9 protein-coding genes are annotated in these 18,382 nt (G+C 40.6%); all 9 read right to left on the bottom strand.

Features of this window, described 5'->3' with window-relative positions:
- Positions 1-19: 19 nt before the first annotated feature.
- The 9 genes from ppk1 to LXL81_RS16560 all read right to left on the bottom strand — a co-directional run bounded on the left by ppk1 (position 20) and on the right by LXL81_RS16560 (position 18,380).
- On the bottom strand, positions 20-2,323 hold the full coding sequence (gene ppk1 / locus LXL81_RS16520) for a polyphosphate kinase 1 (RefSeq protein ID WP_234647902.1): 2,304 nt from the start codon (positions 2,321-2,323) through the stop codon (positions 20-22).
- 170 nt (positions 2,324-2,493) lie between these two features.
- Positions 2,494-4,449 (bottom strand): DNA topoisomerase (ATP-hydrolyzing) subunit B, encoded by a 1,956-nt coding sequence (gene gyrB, locus LXL81_RS16525; RefSeq protein WP_255713728.1) that lies wholly within the window; start codon positions 4,447-4,449, stop codon positions 2,494-2,496.
- A 361-nt stretch (positions 4,450-4,810) separates the two neighbouring features.
- Positions 4,811-6,514: a hypothetical protein gene (locus LXL81_RS16530; RefSeq protein ID WP_234647903.1), complete on the bottom strand. Its 1,704-nt coding sequence runs from the start codon at positions 6,512-6,514 to the stop codon at positions 4,811-4,813.
- A 258-nt stretch (positions 6,515-6,772) separates the two neighbouring features.
- Positions 6,773-9,943, bottom strand: coding sequence for a PVC-type heme-binding CxxCH protein (locus LXL81_RS16535; RefSeq protein WP_234647904.1), 3,171 nt, complete (start codon positions 9,941-9,943; stop codon positions 6,773-6,775).
- A 78-nt stretch (positions 9,944-10,021) separates the two neighbouring features.
- Positions 10,022-10,897: a ThuA domain-containing protein gene (locus LXL81_RS16540; RefSeq protein WP_234647925.1), complete on the bottom strand. Its 876-nt coding sequence runs from the start codon at positions 10,895-10,897 to the stop codon at positions 10,022-10,024.
- Between the two features lie 199 nt (positions 10,898-11,096).
- Positions 11,097-11,846 (bottom strand): outer membrane beta-barrel protein, encoded by a 750-nt coding sequence (locus LXL81_RS16545; RefSeq protein ID WP_234647905.1) that lies wholly within the window; start codon positions 11,844-11,846, stop codon positions 11,097-11,099.
- A gap of 134 nt (positions 11,847-11,980) precedes the next feature.
- The gene (locus tag LXL81_RS16550; RefSeq protein ID WP_234647906.1) at positions 11,981-13,294 is read right to left on the bottom strand and encodes a vanadium-dependent haloperoxidase; all 1,314 of its coding nucleotides are present in this window, start codon (positions 13,292-13,294) and stop codon (positions 11,981-11,983) included.
- Positions 13,294-16,629 carry a VCBS repeat-containing protein gene (locus tag LXL81_RS16555; RefSeq protein WP_234647907.1) on the bottom strand — a complete coding sequence of 1,112 codons (3,336 nt, stop codon included), beginning with the start codon at positions 16,627-16,629 and terminating at the stop codon, positions 13,294-13,296. Before LXL81_RS16555 ends, LXL81_RS16550 begins: the two co-directional genes overlap by 1 nt.
- A gap of 128 nt (positions 16,630-16,757) precedes the next feature.
- Positions 16,758-18,380: a SusD/RagB family nutrient-binding outer membrane lipoprotein gene (locus LXL81_RS16560; protein WP_234647908.1), complete on the bottom strand. Its 1,623-nt coding sequence runs from the start codon at positions 18,378-18,380 to the stop codon at positions 16,758-16,760.
- Between the last annotated feature and the right edge of the window lie 2 nt (positions 18,381-18,382).

The raw sequence follows: 18,382 nt of genomic DNA on the forward strand, positions 1-18,382 counted from the left end.
CGTTTTTGTTGTTTATATTTTATTCCGTCTTTTCCTCTGCTTCCGGTTCAACAAACTGTTTTCTTGCAACATCTTCTTCTATGGTATCCGCCGGTTTTTGATCCGGCACGAAGAGCTTCACTTTCAAAACATCTTCCAAAGTGACATCGAAAAACGCTTTGTGAATATTCAAAGGTTCCTCATTCGGCTCCATACATTTGATGTAAGTTCCGTCTTCCTGCATTTCGTATGCATTGACATTATCCAGCAAGCTAAAATACAGAATATGAATCGCTTCCTGTTTTACCCGGATATCAACCAGTTTGAATAACGATTCTATTCGACGGTCAAAACTACGCACCATGGCATCGGCACTACCGCCATATACCAGAGGATCGCCATTTTGATGGAAGTAAAAGATTCTTGAATGTTCAAGAAAATCTCCGACCAGGGAGCGTACCGAAATATTTTCACTAAGTCCAACCCGTCCTGGACGCAAACAGCACATACCACGTACAATCAAACGAATAGGAACGCCAGCCTGCGAAGCAGCATATAATTCTTCAATCGTCTCTTTATCTTCCAGTGAATTTATTTTGATACAAATCCCGCAAGGCAAGCCCGCTTTTGCATTTTCTGCCTCTTTTTGAATCAGTTCAATCAGCTTTTTACGCATATAACGCGGTGCCGTGATCAGATTCTGATATTCAGTCGGACTTGAATGGCCGGTTATTACGTTGAAAAACTCGGAGATATCCTGTGTATATTCCTCATTTGTAGTCAACAAGCCAGTATCGGTATATAATCTGGACGTATCTTCATTATAATTACCACTTGACAAATGTGCATAACGAAGCACTTTGTTTCCCTCGTTCCGCACAATCAATAAAAGTTTTGTATGCGTTTTAAGCTGACCAATACCATAAATCACAAAGCAACCGGCTTTTTGCAGACGCTGGGCTTCTTTGATGTTATTTTCCTCATCAAACCGGGCTTTTACTTCAAACAAAACAGCTACGTGTTTGCCATTTTCTGCTGCATGGAGTAAAGCCTGTGTTACTCTGGAATTCTTTGCCAGACGATAGATTGTCAGCTTAATTGAAAGTACTTTCGGATCTTCCGCAGCCTGTTCCAACAATTGAAGAACGGGTTCAAAGTTGTTATACGGATGATGTAAGAGAATATCCTTCTCCCGCATAGCCTCAAAAACATCAACAATCCTTTCTCTTTCAAGCCCCAAAGGTGGCACTGGCGGATGTGTTGGCGGAATCTGATCTTTAAATTCAGGATGTTTAATGATGCTCCAAAGAGAAGTATAATCTATAATTCCTTCGACTTTGAAAACATTGTAGTCATCAATTTCCCAACGTTTTTTGATCAGATTTAGCAAATCAGGATTAGCGTCAGGTTCGATTGCAACACTAACAACGCGTCCGAGACGACGGTTTTTAATTTTCTGCTTGATCTCATCAATAAAATCCGACTCCATATCATCACTTTCTTCCAGTGAGAAATCCCCGTTACGGATCAGTCTGAAAAGATTGGTGGATACGATGTCGACGTTACGATACAATTTGTATATATGCGCTCTTACGATTTTTTCAATTGGCAAAAACAAAGTTTCTTCGTCACGTTCAATTACGTAGAACCTTGGCAGATTAAGCGGAAGCTGAACGAAAGAAAGCTTTTTATCCTCCTCCGAAGTTGAGCCTTTCACCTGCGTGATAACACCCAGAATTAAAACTTTTGCCAGCAAAACCGGAAAAGCATGGGTGTAATCGAACAACATGGGCGTAAGCATAGGATAAACCGTACGCTCGAAATATTGTTCAATTTCCGAAGTTTCCTCTGTTGCCAGATCTTCCATCCCAATAATTCGGAAACCATGTTTGGCAAAATGTGGCTGAAGACTTCTGTAACACTCGCTTTGCAGACTTACAAATTCCTGCAATTCTTTCATCAGCATTTTCCTGAACGGAATTTCACGCAAACCGGAATAATCCACGCGTTCTTTTCCAAAGTCAAGATAATTATATAAACTTCCGAGACGGATTGTAAAAAATTCATCCAGATTTGAAGAGGTGATCGCCAGAAATTTCATTCTGTCAAAAAGACTCCTTTCCTCATCTTTCACCTGATCCAATACGCGATCGTTAAATTTCAGCCAGCTCAAATCTCTGCTGATGAAGTCACTTTGCTGAACCAAAGTATTCACCTTTTCTGCGGGACTTACCAGTTTTGTATCGTCCATGGCTGTGTCTTTTGGGTTTTTGAAGTAGGAAAATAAACTTGAAAGTCTCCCCTTTCTCTCCTGGTTGGTTATGGAATCGGTATGGTCAGGCATAATATTTAAAAATTAAAGACGATCCGTACAATCGTGAACCACAAAATGCAACGAATCTGATTAGGTATTGTTTTTTGCTTGATGAAGTTTTTGTTAATTCTTTAACCAAAAACGGACGACTGAACATAAGTCAGCCATCCGTTTTAATAATCTGCGACGAGTGCTAACCGTTACACGTCTACACGGGCATATTTTGCATTTTTCTCGATGAAATCGCGGCGTGGCCCAACTTCATCTCCCATCAGCATCGAAAACAAATGATCTGCTTCCGCTGCTGATTCGATAGAAACCTGTTTTAGACTTCTGCCATCAGGATTCATGGTTGTGCTCCATAATTGTTCGGCATTCATTTCACCCAAACCTTTATAGCGCTGAATATTTACCAGATCCTCACGACCGTTACCGACCGCTTTCACCGCTTCTTCACGTTGCTGCTCAGTCCAGCAATATCTTTCCTCTTTTCCCTTTTTCACAAGGTACAAAGGCGGCTGGGCAATGTAGATATATCCGTTGTCAATCAAAATCTTCATATAACGGAAAAAGAATGTAAGGATCAGCGTACGAATGTGACTACCGTCAATATCCGCATCCGTCATGATTACAATCTTGTGGTAACGCAGTTTGTCAATATTCAAAGCCCTTTCGTCACCATCTTTTCCGATCTGTACACCCATGGCGGTGAACATATTCTTGATCTCTTCATTTTCGTAGATCCGGTATTCCTGTGCTTTTTCAACATTAAGAATCTTACCTCTCAATGGAAGAATTGCCTGGAATGCACGGTTACGGCCTTGTTTCGCTGTTCCACCAGCAGAATCCCCTTCGACAAGATATAATTCGCATACCGCAGGATCCGTTTCTGAACAGTCTGAAAGTTTCCCCGGCAAACCTGTTCCTGTCAAAATATTCTTACGCTGCACCATTTCACGCGCCTTTTTGGCAGCGATACGTGCTTTTGCAGCAAGGATAACTTTGTCAATTATGGTTCTGGCTTCCTTTGGATGCTCGGCAAGATAAGTATCAAGCATTTCTGCCACCACCTGACTTACCACACTAACAACTTCAGAGTTACCAAGTTTTGTTTTAGTCTGACCTTCAAACTGAGGTTCTGCTACTTTTACAGAAATTACGGCCGTCAAACCTTCACGAAAATCATCACCGCTGATTTCGATCTTTTCTTTCGCAAGCACACCCGACTTGTCCGCGTAGTTTTTCAGCGTTCTTGTCAAAGCAGCCCTGAAACCTTGCACGTGTGTACCACCTTCAACCGTGTTGATGTTGTTCACATAAGAAAAAACATTTTCTCCGTATGAAGTATTATACATCATCGCAATTTCAACCGGCACAGAACCTTTTGTATTTTCCATGTAGATCGGCTCAGGTATTAATGCCTGACGTGTTCCTTCAAGGTAAAGTACAAATTCGTTCAGACCAATTTCTGAGTGAAATTCTTCACCACGGTTCACACCGTTTTCGTCCTGCTCGCGCTTATCTTCCAGCGTAATGCGGATTCCTTTGTTCAAAAAGGAAAGTTCTCGAAGTCTGGTTGCAACCGTTTCATATTTGTATTCAGTAACAGTAAAAATCGTTGCATCCGGTTTGAAATGGATAAACGTCCCTGTTTTTTCTGAATCACCAATTACACGTACAGGATACAAAGGTTTTCCTTCACTGTATTCCTGTTCAAATATTTTTCCTTCACGGTGGATTTCCACACGCAAATGAATTGAAAGTGCATTTACGCAGGATACACCCACACCATGCAAACCTCCGGAAACTTTATAAGTGTCTTTATCAAATTTACCACCCGCGTGAAGTACTGTCAAAACTACTTCCAAAGCTGATTTCTTTTCCTTGGCCATAAGCCCGGTTGGAATCCCGCGGCCATTATCCTGAACGGTAATGGAATTATCTTCTTCAATCGTAACGTTGATCGTGTCACAGTAGCCGGCCATTGCTTCGTCAATGGAGTTGTCAACTACTTCCCAAATCAAATGGTGAACGCCTTTAAAACCAGTATCACCAATGTACATGGCCGGACGTTTACGTACGGCCTCTAAACCTTCAAGAACCTGGATGTTATCGGCTGAATAATTATTTACTTCACTCGCTATTTCGTTTGCCATATAGTTTGTTTTACTCTACGAAAAAAAGAGCCTTATCAGGGGCTTTTTAAACATACAAAGATACGAATTTTTTGCGCCTTTACCTAACCGGTTTAAGATATAAACCTGACAAGTTTTTACAATTTAGACAAATCGAAAAGTACCCGATTATCGACCGTTGATAGCAGGAAACAGGGAATGCGCGACTAAAAAATATAATGTGATCTGCACATTATATTCAAAAATACGGTCGTCATCCGCAGTTTTAGTTTTAGGAAAAATAACAAGAAAATCCAGGAAAAGGCAAAATATTTAAACCGAAAACCATATTTTACAATTGGTGTAAATTTTGAGAAAAACCGACTTGTTTACTTTGAATAATTTACGGTTCTACCCTTAACTTTTCGTTCTGAACTATAAGCGATTCAGTAAACAAAACAAATTTCTTTTCCCCTTTGGAATTGATATCCAGCAATCCGATTTCATACTGACCGGTAGGAAAATTTCTGTTTTGAACAAAACACTGGAAGCCATCTTTGTGATATTGTGCCTTTGTCAGCCATGCCTTTCTGCCTTCCTTTTCAGGATTGGCACAGAGCAGATAGTTGATATTTGAAGTGCGGGATCTTAAAACCACGAACCTGTCGTTAAAAAATGAATTTGCTCCTGGCATTTTTTCATTGACCAGATAGTAAGTAGTATCCGGAATGAGATCATTTTTATCCGGACGCAGGCCAGGATGTTTTCTTAGCTGAACCGTTGCACTGATACGGGAATTTTTATTGTAAGAAATCAGCGAATCCAATTCATTTTTACTGATTATGGATTCCGGCAATCTGAAAATACCTTTTTTGTATGCAGGGAAAAGGTAAAATGCGGCGTTATCCAGTAAACTTTGCTCCACTGTCAGAAAAACTTTATCATATCGCCAGTTGTAGATATCAGCCAGGTATTTTGTTCTCTTATCGGCAACTATATCGGTATATCTGTAATAGGTGTGTGCCCAATAGCCGATACTTAAAAATGTGATAACAAGAAAAACATTTTTACTCCTGAAAATCCGGGAATAGTTCAAAAGTAAAAGGTAGAAAATACAGGAGCTCAGCGCTGCATAAAGTTGAAATCTGCTTGTCAGTGTGACACCCTGCCATGACCTGAAAACAGCGATAACAGAGCTCGTAATAAAGATAAAACCAAGCAAAGTCAACAATTCCACGTTCACCTGTGGTTTGTAATTTACCTTTTGTTCAAAGCCCGAACGGATCATTCTGAATATCAGGAAAGCTGCAAAAAAGACGATCAGCCCGCCCCAAAGTACAGCATAAAGCAAATAATTATCCCATTCGGACATGCTGGCGCCAATAAATCCGAGCAGGGAGAAAACAAAAACGCTGATTGTCGGCGGCAAACCGGCAGCCTGCCCTGTTTCATACCCCGCCAGGTAGATACCCAAAGCCAGAAACATAAAACCGGCAAAACCAGCCGCTTTCTTAAACTCTTTGTAACAAAGCAGATAAAAGATAATTGCAGGAAATGAAAGTATCCCGTTGCCATGCGTAAATGTGGCCAAAAAACAGAAAACGACAGCTCCATAAAAGCCTTGCTTTGTATTTTTAGAGATTAAATAAATGGCTGATACGAGGAATGCTGTTAAGAAAGAATGCTGCATCCCATTAATTGCCCATAACGAGACATCGTGATACTGCGGATGTAAAAACAACAACGGAACAGGTAAGAAATAGAAAAGCGGAAGCTTGATTTTTTTAAATTGATTGTATAAAAAATAAAGAATATAAAGCAGATTTATTGAAATCAGCCCAATGTAAGTTTTGAAATTCAGATAGCCATTGATCTTAAAATCAACAAGACTGATCAGGCGTGGAATTACAACTTTATGATCGTTATATGTTTTGAATAACTCCTTAAAAAAAGTAGCAAAACCTAAATTTCCTGAGTCTACCTTTTCTATGAAATCGATAAGCAGCAGATCATCCTGAAATGGAAAATCAACAGAAAAATAATAAATGTAGCTTAGGAAAATAAGGACGATAAGAAAAATCAAAAAAGCGGAAAATTGTTTCACCATGATGTAGAAATGTATAGTATTCAGCAACAGGAAATGATCCCGGATTATTTCGATCTGAACCGCGTTGGTCCTAATCTGCTGAATTTTTTTAAGCTGTTTTAAACGTATCGATTTCTGGATTAATACAAGGCCGGAAAATCAAACTGATTTCTGAAATATATGTAAAATTGAGACGAAGTTTCAATTTCTGCTACAAGGTATAAAAAAGCGGGACACCTAAAAAAATTCAGGTGTCCCGCTTTCTAAAAACTTTACAGATTACTTATCCATCGGATACTCTTTTAACAATTGATCGGGGGCATAAAAGTCGATTTTCTTTTCAGAAGCTGCTCTTACCTTCTTCACCTTATCGGGAAGAATTGCCGGCCCTTTATTTCCAAAAGAGTTTCTGACATAGGTTAGCACAGCCGCTACCTCATTATCGTTCAACAGACCGCCAAAAGGCGTCATAGGAACCTGTCCCGGATATTTTTTACCATTTACATCTATTGGTCCAAGCAGTCCTTTAAGTACGATTTTGATCAAACGCTCATCACTTCCCATTACCCATTTATTGCCAGTTAACGGAGGAAAACCGGAAGCTTCAAGTCCTTTTCCGTCAGGCTGGTGGCAGGTAGTGCAGTAACCATCTTTTGCATAAATTATTTTTCCCTGATTGAAAAGTGTAAGCTCATTTCCCTTCAAGCCGGAATTTGTAATTTCCTCTTTTTCCTTTTTGACATTTTCACCTTTCAAATGGGCAACTGCGGCATCATATGCGTGGATACTCCATTCGTCCAATGGTTTTTTCTTAGCTTCTGCAAGAATAGGCAAACCTTTTTCCTTACCAATCCAGGAAGCGGCAACAACCGCTGCAAGACGAACCCGGCTGTTGTCATCCTGAGCAGCCTGCATCAATAAATTCGCCTGGTCAGGAACCTGATGCCCGGTATAACGCACGACATTCACAGCGGCGGCTCTCGCATGGTAATCTTTTGCTTTCAAAACCTGTTTCAGAAGTTTTTGATCAACTTTATCCATACCCCAGCTCACCCAAAGTCCTTCCAAAAGATGGTGCTCATATTTAGGATCATTTTTATCCAGTCCATTTACCCAAACCGTAAGTTTTGACAAAACCTGCGTAACGTCTCTTCCTCTCAGCTCACGACGTGTTCTATACCGGGTACGGTATTCCGGAAGTTTAAGATTTTCAAAAAGTTCTTCGATACTGGCTCCGTCAATTTTGGCCGGTTTAACCAATGGTCGCGACGGATAAGTTATGCGGTAAACCCGTCCATGAGAATGATCACGTAAAGGATCACGTGCATTATGCTGCATATGACCAATCAGAATATTGTGCCAGTCAATTACATAAAGCGAACCATCCGGAGCAAATTCCATATCCACCGGGCGGAAATTTTTATCTTCACTAACAAGCAGATCGGCTCTGTGGTGACTGGCATAACCTGTTCCATCATCTGTCAATGTATGTTCTTTTGTACCTAAAAATCCGATCGTATTATTGATCAGGAAATCTCCCTGAATATTGTCAGGAAAATGACGGCTCGAAACAAATTCCAGACCGGACGTCGGACGCACTTTATGCGCTTCTTCAATCAGTGTCGGGCCTTTATGCGTGAATTCGCCATATCTTGGTAAAACAGATCCTGGCATCATCCAGCGCACATCCGGACCGGAAGTTTCTGCAAAAAACGGTTGGCCCCAATCATCAAAAGCAATTCCCCATGGATTAGGGATTGAAAGCTGCGCCGTCCGTTCCAGCTTATGGAGTTGTGGCGCATAACGATAAAACCCGCCATTAGTCGCACGCACCGGACCGTAAGAAGTTTCAACATTGGTATGCAAAAACACACCTTCACCAGAATAAATTGCTCCCGAAGGATCGACCGTGAATGCGTGACTGTTATGGTGCGTATCATGGTCATCAAAACCACTTAATAAAATTTCACTTTTATCAGCCTTTCCATCACCATCTGTATCCATCAGGATTTTCAGATTTGTTCCCTGCGAAACATATACACCTTCTTTCGCAATTTCAAAACCAAGCGGAAGATGTAAGCCGTCAGCAAAAACGGTTTGCTTGTCAGCCTTTCCGTCATTGTTAGTATCTTCCAGAATGATGATTTTGTCGTTCGGTTTAGAATCACCAGGTTTGTAATGCGGATAACTTGGCATGGTTGCAATCCAAAGTCTGCCCTTATTATCAAAAGACATCTGCATAGGTTTTGCCAGATCCGGAAATTCCTCTTCCGAAGCAAAAAGCTCAATTTTATATCCTTCCGGCACTTTCAGTTTTGCCAAGGCATCGGCACCATACAAATAAGTCAAACTTCCGTTTTTCTCAGGATTAAAATTGGTTTTTACCGGAGGCAACGGCGAAGTATTTTTATCTGCAACCGCCAGATCCAGTTTCTCACCTTTCGATGCAGCAAGCCAGACAGCCTGGTCACGGATGTCGGTTAACTCACGTATTTTCTGAATTTCTGCAGGGTAATTATCCTGACCAAAAGGATTGTAGCGGCGACCGTAAACATGCACGCCATTCGGGATTTTGATATCATTATGCCACATCCAGTTCTTTTCCAAAACGGCTGCATCCACCAATTTCCGGTTTGCCTCAGCCTTTGGTTTTACCTTTCCAAAAAGCTGGTCGGATAACAATAATCCAAATTTTTCGTAACCTGCGACAGTAAGTTGAGAACCGTCAATGGTCAATGGTTCTGCTGTTGTATCATACCATTTCTGAGAAGGCGTAAAGGCGTCCACATAGAGCACTTTATTCTGGTCCGCCACTTCTTTCATTGCTTTGGCATATAGCGCAATGTTGATATTTTCCTTCTTCCCGTTTGGCAGATCCATTTTGGAAGACAAATCTTCAAAAGCAATTGGTGATACCAACGCCAGTTGCGGCGCTGAAACGCCATTGTATTTCTGGCTCAAAGTATACTTCACAAAAGCATCCAGTTCAGCCTTGTAATTGGCAACACCCTGCGGACCGTTAAAAGATTCATTATAACCGAAAAAGGCTATGATAATATCTGTTTTCAAACGGGTCAGCCATTGATCCGGGGTTTCAAAATGTCCTTCACTTTGAGAATTATTGGCCAGTTCTGTCTGAAATTTTTCAGCTCCCGGAAATGCCCATGGCAAATTACGGCTGGCGTGGGGACGGAATCCGGGTGTATCACCGCCATCGCACATGTTGCGGATGTAAAGAGAACTATCCGGATATCTGACCTGCATTTCGGTTTCAAATGAACCGTAATTCATCATACGTGATCCCAGGTTATTGCCGATCAGAATGATGTGAGATCCTTTTTTTATTTTCAGCGTATTCGGTTCACTGAACTGAAAAGCGCTGAACGCAATGATAGCCAGGGAGAAAAGGATGACTGATACATTGAAGCTTATTTTATGGGGTTTAGACATTTTGATTTTTGATAATGATTCAAAAATTTAAGAAAGGCTTGGCTATGCCAAAGAGTACGCGCTATATATCAGATTAAACTATTTTGCTTCTCTGTAAGGCACATTAATATCAATTTTACCTTTCCAGGTTTTCGGTACTTTCTGACCCAGTTCCCAGTGAATGGCATTGATTATCAGATGTTGAAACGGTTCAAGTTTGAAGTCGTCCGGATGACCCAGCGTAGTCATGAAAACCTTTCCACCAAAAGAGTTGGTACCCGTCCAGGCCACAGGATTTTCAATTGCTTCTTTATCCGGGTTAACCGATTTGCCCATTAAAAGCCAGGTTGAACCTTTGGTTGGATAATCCGGCAAAACACGGTATAACCATGAGCGGGCGTGAAAATTCGGAGAAACTCCGGTCAGTATCGGGTTATTTGCCTGCGCCGCAATCACCGAAACATCTGTGCTGCTATTGTGTCCATAATGCGTATGAGCAGCTTTTCCACCCCAGCCGGGAGGCGCATTCAGGGCAAATTCGCCAAATGCATTCCATTTCTCATTTTCATCACCTTTAGGGTAGTTGAAAGCGTGCGTAGTAGTCCGGAAACCCATCACCGGTTTTCCTGTTTTAAGATAAGCTTCAATGTGGGCAAGCTGTTCTTTGGGTAATTGCCGCCAGCGAAGGTAGAAAACAACCAGATCAGCATCTTTTAAAACCTCCAGACCAGGAATATCCTTTTCAGCATTATGGTCAGGATATGCCTTCAAAACGATCGTTCGCATACCGTAGTTTTTTTCAAGTTCGGCAGCGATTAAAGGCAAAGTTGCTTCGCCACTATACTCGTGATCACCTGTCACAAAGACTACAAGTGGCTTTTTATCTTTACCCGGCTTCGGAGAAGAAGCGAATGAGGGAAAGGAGATGCAGCAAAGTATTGCGCAAAGAATTAACAATAAACGCGGTTTTAACATCATGCTTCGATTTGTATCCAGCGGTTTAGAAACTGGAAATCTTATGAAAGAAAAGATTGAAAATGCTTAACTGGTTAAGTCTAAAATTACGGTAATCTACCGTTTGAATAAATAATTTTAAGCTAACCGGCAAAGGATTCGGAAGTAAGACTTTTTTGTCCAACTTTTCCCTTACTTAATCATAAAATAATAGGAAGCATTATTGCAGAAATTTTATTCCCAGCGTTATTTCAATGCGTGACAAATCTTCAAAATTTTCTCTTGATAGCTTGATTGTCTCGGTTTGCCCTGCCATTTCTTTTCTGAATTTGTAGGATGTGCCAAGGTAACAGGCACCTGAAAGATTAATGGCCAGATGGTTACTCAATTTTTGTTCAAGCCCAAGGCTGACGGCCCAGCCGGTTGCATTTCCCTTTAAAGTAAAATCCTTCCCGTATGCTCTTGCATTATTTTTATAGGACTGATATCCCATTGCAAATCCGGCTAAAACAGATGTTTTCCCATTTTCAAAAGGAGATTGATACACAACAGACGGGCCTATAAACTGAATGGAAACATCATCACTGAAATCTGCATTATACTCACCTTTGCTTTTGTAAAAATTATATTTCAAACCCAATCCAATATGCGGCCAAAGAAATTTATGAGCATCTGCACCTATCGAAAAGCCGGTTTTTAACTCTCTAAAATATTTTGAATAAGGTGTATCCGAACGTGTTCCGGCATTAGGTAACCTATAACTATAACCGCCGTTTAATCCAAAGCTCCAATCAGATTCTGTTGATTTTCCAGGGCCGGTAACTGAGTCTGCCTGAGCATCTGATATATACATCGAAGAATTCCAAGCTGTCCTCAAAGAATCGCTTTCTCCCATATTAGCTGCATAAGTTTTTAAAGCTAAAATCGTCGAACAGAATAAAAAGAAGAAAACAGCGGAATATTTATTCATTAATTTTTCAGGACAATTGTTTTTGAATTCACAGAGCTGCCTATGTTAAAGTCTGGCAGGAAGTGAATTCAAAGATACAATTAATACTTTACGGCAGTAAGATCAAATGTGATGAATTGGCATATTGATTTCGCTTACAAAGGTTTTACCCCTTTTTCTTTAATTTTACCAATGATGAAAGTACCAACTCTCCTGCCCTGATCCTGTCCGTTGACAATGGCATCCCGGAAGTGAATTCCACCGTAAAGTCTTGATATGGATGCTTCATCAGCAGCCTGGCGGAAGGAAGTAAAATCGCGGGTTGGCAATTCGAAGATCACTTCTGTATTGTCAGTAAAAGCAAATTTATCACCTAAAAAATAGGTCAGTACTTCCGCCACAGCAGAGGAGATCACACTGTGTCCACTGGTATATTCCGGAAAAGGGGGCGTTTGTAAAAGCGGCTGCCAACGGGGATCGATATACCGGTTAATGACCGTTTCCGGACGGACACGGCTTCCTTTATATTTTTCGTCCCAACAACTGATAAAGGCATCCATCAAAGTACCGGCAACAATAGCGTGAATCATGATACCGTGATCAAGATCTACTTTTGCTTTTGTAGTAGCAATACTGGTAATATTCATCCAATGCCCACCCGGACTTATTTTTTTGAACCCGATCATCATGTGTCCGGATGTGTTGATGGCAAAAGGATTGCAATCCCAGTAGGATGCAATTGCACGGTTTTTCTCATTCAGATTTTTTCCTTCGGAATAAACTTCATAAGCCAGTTTATAGAAAGCGCTGGAAGTATCCTTGCTGAATGGCACTTCTGGTTTTGGTTTAAATTGACTGCTGGAATCAATCATAACAGGACGGATTGTCCGCCAGTGTGGTTCGACACCTTCAATGTAACCCGGAGGAGTCGGATACCAGTAACCCTCACCTTTAACCGGGCGATATCTTAACCTTGTACTTAGTCTGGAATAATTATCCTGGGAAGAAATAACGATAATTTTTTTTGCAACTTCCTGAGCCACCAGAATGGATTGTTCGATAATAGACTCAGAATAACCCTGCTTTTTTAAAGTGCTGACAAATTTCGTTTCGTCCTCTTCCAGCATATACCCTGATGGCAGAATGATTTTTCCTGTTTCAAGTATACAGTATAATGCAGCAATTTTGTAATCATATTTACCTTTGGTTTCTATTTCGATTTTGTTTAAATCATTAATGTAGGCCGTTGGAGATACGATTGATTTGTTGTTTTGAGAAACAATCTCCTGAGCCCCTAAAAGACAATAAGTATAAAAACGGCTCGCGGCTGGTGGATTGGCAACATCGTGGATCATTACCATTGTTATCGCGAAAATAGCTGGCTGCAAATGTGCGTCCAGTTCTCTTCCAGGATTTTGAGCATGGGTCAACCGACAAAAAAACAAACTTATTAGTAAAAATCTCTTCATTACTTTTTCTCAGATTGGTAAAACTGCAAGGGTTTATTGAAGGCTCCGATGACCAGGAATGGCTGTTTTTTAACTTTTATTTCAAAAGCCGATTTAACATCGCCGGCCACCGAAAGGCCTGATTGCGTCTGGTTTACATAATCGAATTTCCCTTTTCCGTCACCGCGCAGCAGGCATCCATAGTTTGCATCCATACTTCCCAGTTTAAGCCGGTTGTCCGATTTGTTTCCAAGCAGTAGTAAATCATTATTGCCATCATGGTCAAAATCCTGATACAAAATTGAAGTGACGGGCGCAAACTGAGCCTGTAAGGGCAAAATTTGTTTTTCAAAACGACTATTTTTATTCATAAAACAAACAGAACGTGCTTCATTAAATACCAGCTTACCGGCTTTCGCCAATACTTCCGGCGCGAAAATATCGGTAATGCCGGCATTGGCGTAATCTCTATAAAAGGCGAATTTTTTGCGCATCGGATAAATCTGGTCGTTAAGCTCATCTCGACTTACAAACGGATATGATTTTCCCTGAACATAAAAATTGAAAAAAGGATCAATGGAGCCATTTTTGTCAAAATCAGCAAAATATAATTCTCCCGGCTCTTTGTGAGAAACTTTGATCTGAGAATTTACACCAAAATTTCCGGCCACAATATCCTTCATTCCATCTCCATCCAGATCTTCAATTATCATGGAAGACCAGGAACCGGATTCTTCCTCTGCGAAATACTGAAGCGTTTTATCAACAAAACCTTCTTTGGTATTGGCGTAAACCTTAATCGGCATAAACTCTCCGCAGATGATCAGATCCTTTCTTCCATCATCGTCAAGATCGGCCCACTGTGCGTCAGTAACCATGCCTACTTTTGAAAATGGAATTGTTGTAACAGTGAATTCTCCTTTTCCGTTATTGGTCAGAAGAAATGAAGTTGGCGTTTCGGGATAACGGCCAGGAATAATCCGTCCACCTACAAACAGATCCTGGTCACCATCACCATCATAATCACAAGCCCTGACACAGGATTTACTGCTTGCCTTCATATTCGGCATGGACAATACGGCCAGATTCAGTTTTCCTTTTCCATCACTTAAATAAATCTCATCCTGAAGAGAAAATGTATTTGGCTCAAAAAGTGAATAACCGCCTTTGGCAATATACAGATCATCATAACCATCACCATTCGCATCAAAAAAAAGTGCTGCCGAATTGCCGGATAAATTTTCATCCCCGATGGCGAAACCAGGCATTTCCTTAAAATCACCCTTGGTATCCTGCAAGTAAATTTTCGCCTGTTTATTCTGATCCCCGCTGATATAAATATCTTCCAGACCATCTTTATTCACATCACCTTTGGCAATAACCGGACCGGTCTGCGAATACATCGACAACATTAATGGCTGTCTTTTGAAATCATTTTCATTGAAACCCTCATGTTGATACGTAATCAGATTTTCTGCTTTTGTAAAAACAGTCTGTTCTTTTTTAGGCTCTGTTTTCGCCTTTTTCAATTTGCCCGCTTGTTTTTCAACGACCAGTAACTGATTTGCAGCCACGTTCACAAGATACTGCTCCTTCTGGTCCGGCCAGATTATTCTTACAGAATCAACCTGGGTATCATTTCCTAATCCAAAATGAAGTTTTACGGGTAGTGAAGATAAGTATCCACGGTTTGGATTTACCTCCTGGTATTGTGTTTTCCCTTTTGTAAGTAAATAAACCTTTGCTCCTATGGCATTTATATTACCTTCCGGCTGTTTCAGTCTTATCTGCAAATATGATGATTTCAATTGCTCCCGACCCATATTCTGGTATACAAAAGCAGGCTCATTGATATTGTTTACCACAAGGTCCAGATCTCCGTCATTATCAAGATCAGCATAAACTGCGCCACTTGAAATGGACGGATTGTTTAAGCCCCAGGTATCCTGCATTTTACTAAAAGTCAGGTCTTTATTATTTTTAAATATATAATTCGCAAGTTTTGTTGACGGCATTGCTTTGACAAGATCCATAAGCAAAAATGGCTCTTTATTCATCGCCTGCCGAATTTTGTAATCACCCCAATACCTGAGAAAATCTTTATGGGTGTAATCTCTCAGATAACCGTTACTTACAAACAAATCCTTATATCCATCATTATCAAAGTCAGCAAAAAGTGGACACCAACTCCAGTCCGTATTTGAAACACCCGAGATTTGCCCGATCTCACTAAATGTTCCATCACCATTATTCAATTGAAGCATATTCCGCATATACTGCTTATACAAATTTTGCTTCATCATCAATTCAAATGATTCGTAATTTTCCTGAAGCTGCAAAAGCTTCTGGCGCTGATTATCTTCGGGAAGCATGTCCAGTGACATGATATCCGGAAAGCCGTCGTTGTTAAAATCAGCTATATCCAGCCCCATGGAAAACTGGGCTAAATGGCGGAAACAATTCTGGGAGTCTTCACGAAAAGTGCCATTTCCATTATTGATATATAAATAATCCGGCTCATTATAATCATTCGTGACATAGATATCCTGCCAGCCATCGAGGTTAATATCAGCAATGGCTACCCCCAAACCGAAGGTTAACGGATATTGATAAATGCCTGCTTTTTTTGTTACTTCAACAAATTTGTTATTCTTGTTTTCAAATAGTTTATTACCCGCCAGTTCATCCGTTTCTTTACGAAAATTGGCCAGTTCCATGTTGTCAATTTTTTTGACGCTGTGGTTCAAAAGGAACATGTCCAGATCGCCATCGTTGTCAAAATCAAAAAAATTGGCTTGTGTGCTGTAACTGATATTATCCAGTCCATATTCCTTTGCCTGTTCTACAAAACTTACCGAACCATTTTTAACGCCCTGGTTTATAAACAGCTGATTTTTTCTTGTATCATCATCAACTTTGCCTGAGTAACAAATGTGAATATCCAGCAATCCGTCACCATTTACATCGGCCATCGTGACGCCGGTTTTCCAGCCGCCTTTTCTTCCTTCCAGGCCTTTTCCTGCCGAACCTGTTATGTCTTTGAACTTTATACCTGTCCCGTTTGCCGCTCCAAGATTTAGATAAAGCTTATTTGACTTCATATTTGATGTAAAAAACACATCATCAAAACCATCATTATTCACGTCACCAACGGCAACGCCACCGCCATTGTAAAAATATTCATAGGCCATTACATTCAGACTTTCGTCTTCATTAATGTCATTACGAAATTCGATGTTAGTCTGTTTAGGTGTCAATAACTGAAAAAGCGGCTGCTGCGCTTTCACAACGGAAATGAAAAAGCTTGATAAGAGGATCGGTAATAGGTAACGTGGCAACTTCCTGTTCGTCGACATGAAAAAAATATGAATAATGTAACGAAAGATATTATATAAAAACTAAAAAAACTTCAACAAAGTGTTGAAGTTTTCATTTAATATTTCTTTGAATAAAACGGGAGAAAATCTCTCCCGTTTTACATTAATTATTGTTTGTCCCACCAGGTTCTGGCAGTGAAACTGTCTGTGCCACCTAAACGGCTCAGTGCTTCTGCATATCCTTTTGGATTTTGAACCGGCTCGTTAGCACCATAAGGAATTCTTCTTGGAATGGTTCCGTTTGAGAATCCACCCGGATAAACTACCGGAGTCAAAACAGGATATCCTGATCTTTTCCAGTTGTTCCATGTTTCGATAAAATTGAACAAGGTACCAGTAGTTACCCAATATTGTTCGTTAATCTGTTTCAATGCACCTTCTGTTGAAGAAGCCAAAGGATTAGCTGACAAAAACGCAGCAGTTCCTGAGATAGCAGAAGTGATGGCTGCATCTGAAACCGTTATTTTATTAAACTGAGCCAGGGAAGCGATGGATGCCGTTACGCCATTGCTGTAATGTTCCGCAGCAGTTCCGGTTACGTTCCATCCTCTTACTTTTGCTTCGGCCAGCATCAATTCCGTTTCTCCATAAGTAAGGATAAAATTGGTACCGCTTCTATCCAGGTAAACAGATGTACGTGGTCTTGAATATTTTCCAACACGAGCCACTTTATCATCTTTGATACTTGGATCTGCCGGAGAGTCACCTGGAAAAGTTGCGCTTGTTGAAATATCAGTCGCTCCACCATTCAAGTCATATCCGTTTGGCAGACCAATCTGAAGTGCTTCTGTATTATCACCAGCCAAATCCTGGTTTGAATTGTTGGTATATCCTTGTTTCGATACTTCCGCAACCGCAGAGATTCTTGGATCTTTTGTTGCTTTCAGGTAATCAATAAACGTTTTGCTCCAACGAACTTCACGGTAATCATCCGCAACTCTCAACGCATTTGTTGTAGCATTAGAATTTCCTGTTCCGTTATCAGTAACAACTTTGGCATTATCCGTTATGCTTGTAAACACACCACCGGCTACTGCTTTTTCAGCCCATGTTTTGGCCATTGCCGCGTCAACTTTTGTCATACGCATAGCCAAACGAAGCATCAAAGAATAACCAAATTTTTTCCATTGCGCGATATTACCGGCATAGAATAAATCAGCAGTTGGACCCGATTTTGCAGCGTCAAGATTTTTTACAGCTGTCTCCAATTCCGTCAGCATTGAAGAATAAATCTCCTGCTGCGTATCGTATTTAGGTGCATAAATTTCTGATTTCGCCTGAAGTGCTTCTGAATAAGGTGCATCACCATAACTATCCGTTACACGTGCAATACACAATACCTTCATGATGGCACCGATGTTATACAAATTCGACATTTCCGGTTTGTCTGCAACCAGATTCTGCATTTCAACTGCACGGGAAGCTGCATTGTAGCTATCCGTAAAAATGCTGCTCTGGTAAGAAACAAAACTTCCTGACGCACGATATTTGTCACCATTTCCATAGTAAGAAAACGTTGAAGCAAGCACCTGAGTCCACATGCTTTGGAACAAAAGCTGTGAGTAACCTGTGTTTGAATAAGAGTACTGTGTTTGCGACAAAAGATAATTCGCATTAAAAACAGCAGCGCTCGTTTTATTCGGATCTGTGTTAATTTCCTCAAACTTGTCGGTACATGCAGATGATACCAGCAGGAGAGAAAATACTATTAGCTTTGATATTTTTTTCATAA

The organism is Dyadobacter sp. CY356 (assembly GCF_021440195.1).
GTDB lineage: Bacteria > Bacteroidota > Bacteroidia > Cytophagales > Spirosomataceae > Dyadobacter.

Bases quoted from the DNA above. Each gene is read 5' to 3' on its own strand.
- ppk1 (WP_234647902.1), bottom strand. From the start codon at position 2,323: ATGCCTGACCATACCGATTCCATAACCAACCAGGAGAGAAAGGGGAGA.
- gyrB (WP_255713728.1), bottom strand. From the start codon at position 4,449: ATGGCAAACGAAATAGCGAGTGAAGTAAATAATTATTCAGCCGATAAC.
- LXL81_RS16530 (WP_234647903.1), bottom strand. From the start codon at position 6,514: ATGGTGAAACAATTTTCCGCTTTTTTGATTTTTCTTATCGTCCTTATT.
- LXL81_RS16535 (WP_234647904.1), bottom strand. From the start codon at position 9,943: ATGTCTAAACCCCATAAAATAAGCTTCAATGTATCAGTCATCCTTTTC.
- LXL81_RS16540 (WP_234647925.1), bottom strand. From the start codon at position 10,897: ATGTTAAAACCGCGTTTATTGTTAATTCTTTGCGCAATACTTTGCTGC.
- LXL81_RS16545 (WP_234647905.1), bottom strand. From the start codon at position 11,846: ATGAATAAATATTCCGCTGTTTTCTTCTTTTTATTCTGTTCGACGATT.
- LXL81_RS16550 (WP_234647906.1), bottom strand. From the start codon at position 13,294: ATGAAGAGATTTTTACTAATAAGTTTGTTTTTTTGTCGGTTGACCCAT.
- LXL81_RS16555 (WP_234647907.1), bottom strand. From the start codon at position 16,629: ATGTCGACGAACAGGAAGTTGCCACGTTACCTATTACCGATCCTCTTA.
- LXL81_RS16560 (WP_234647908.1), bottom strand. From the start codon at position 18,380: ATGAAAAAAATATCAAAGCTAATAGTATTTTCTCTCCTGCTGGTATCA.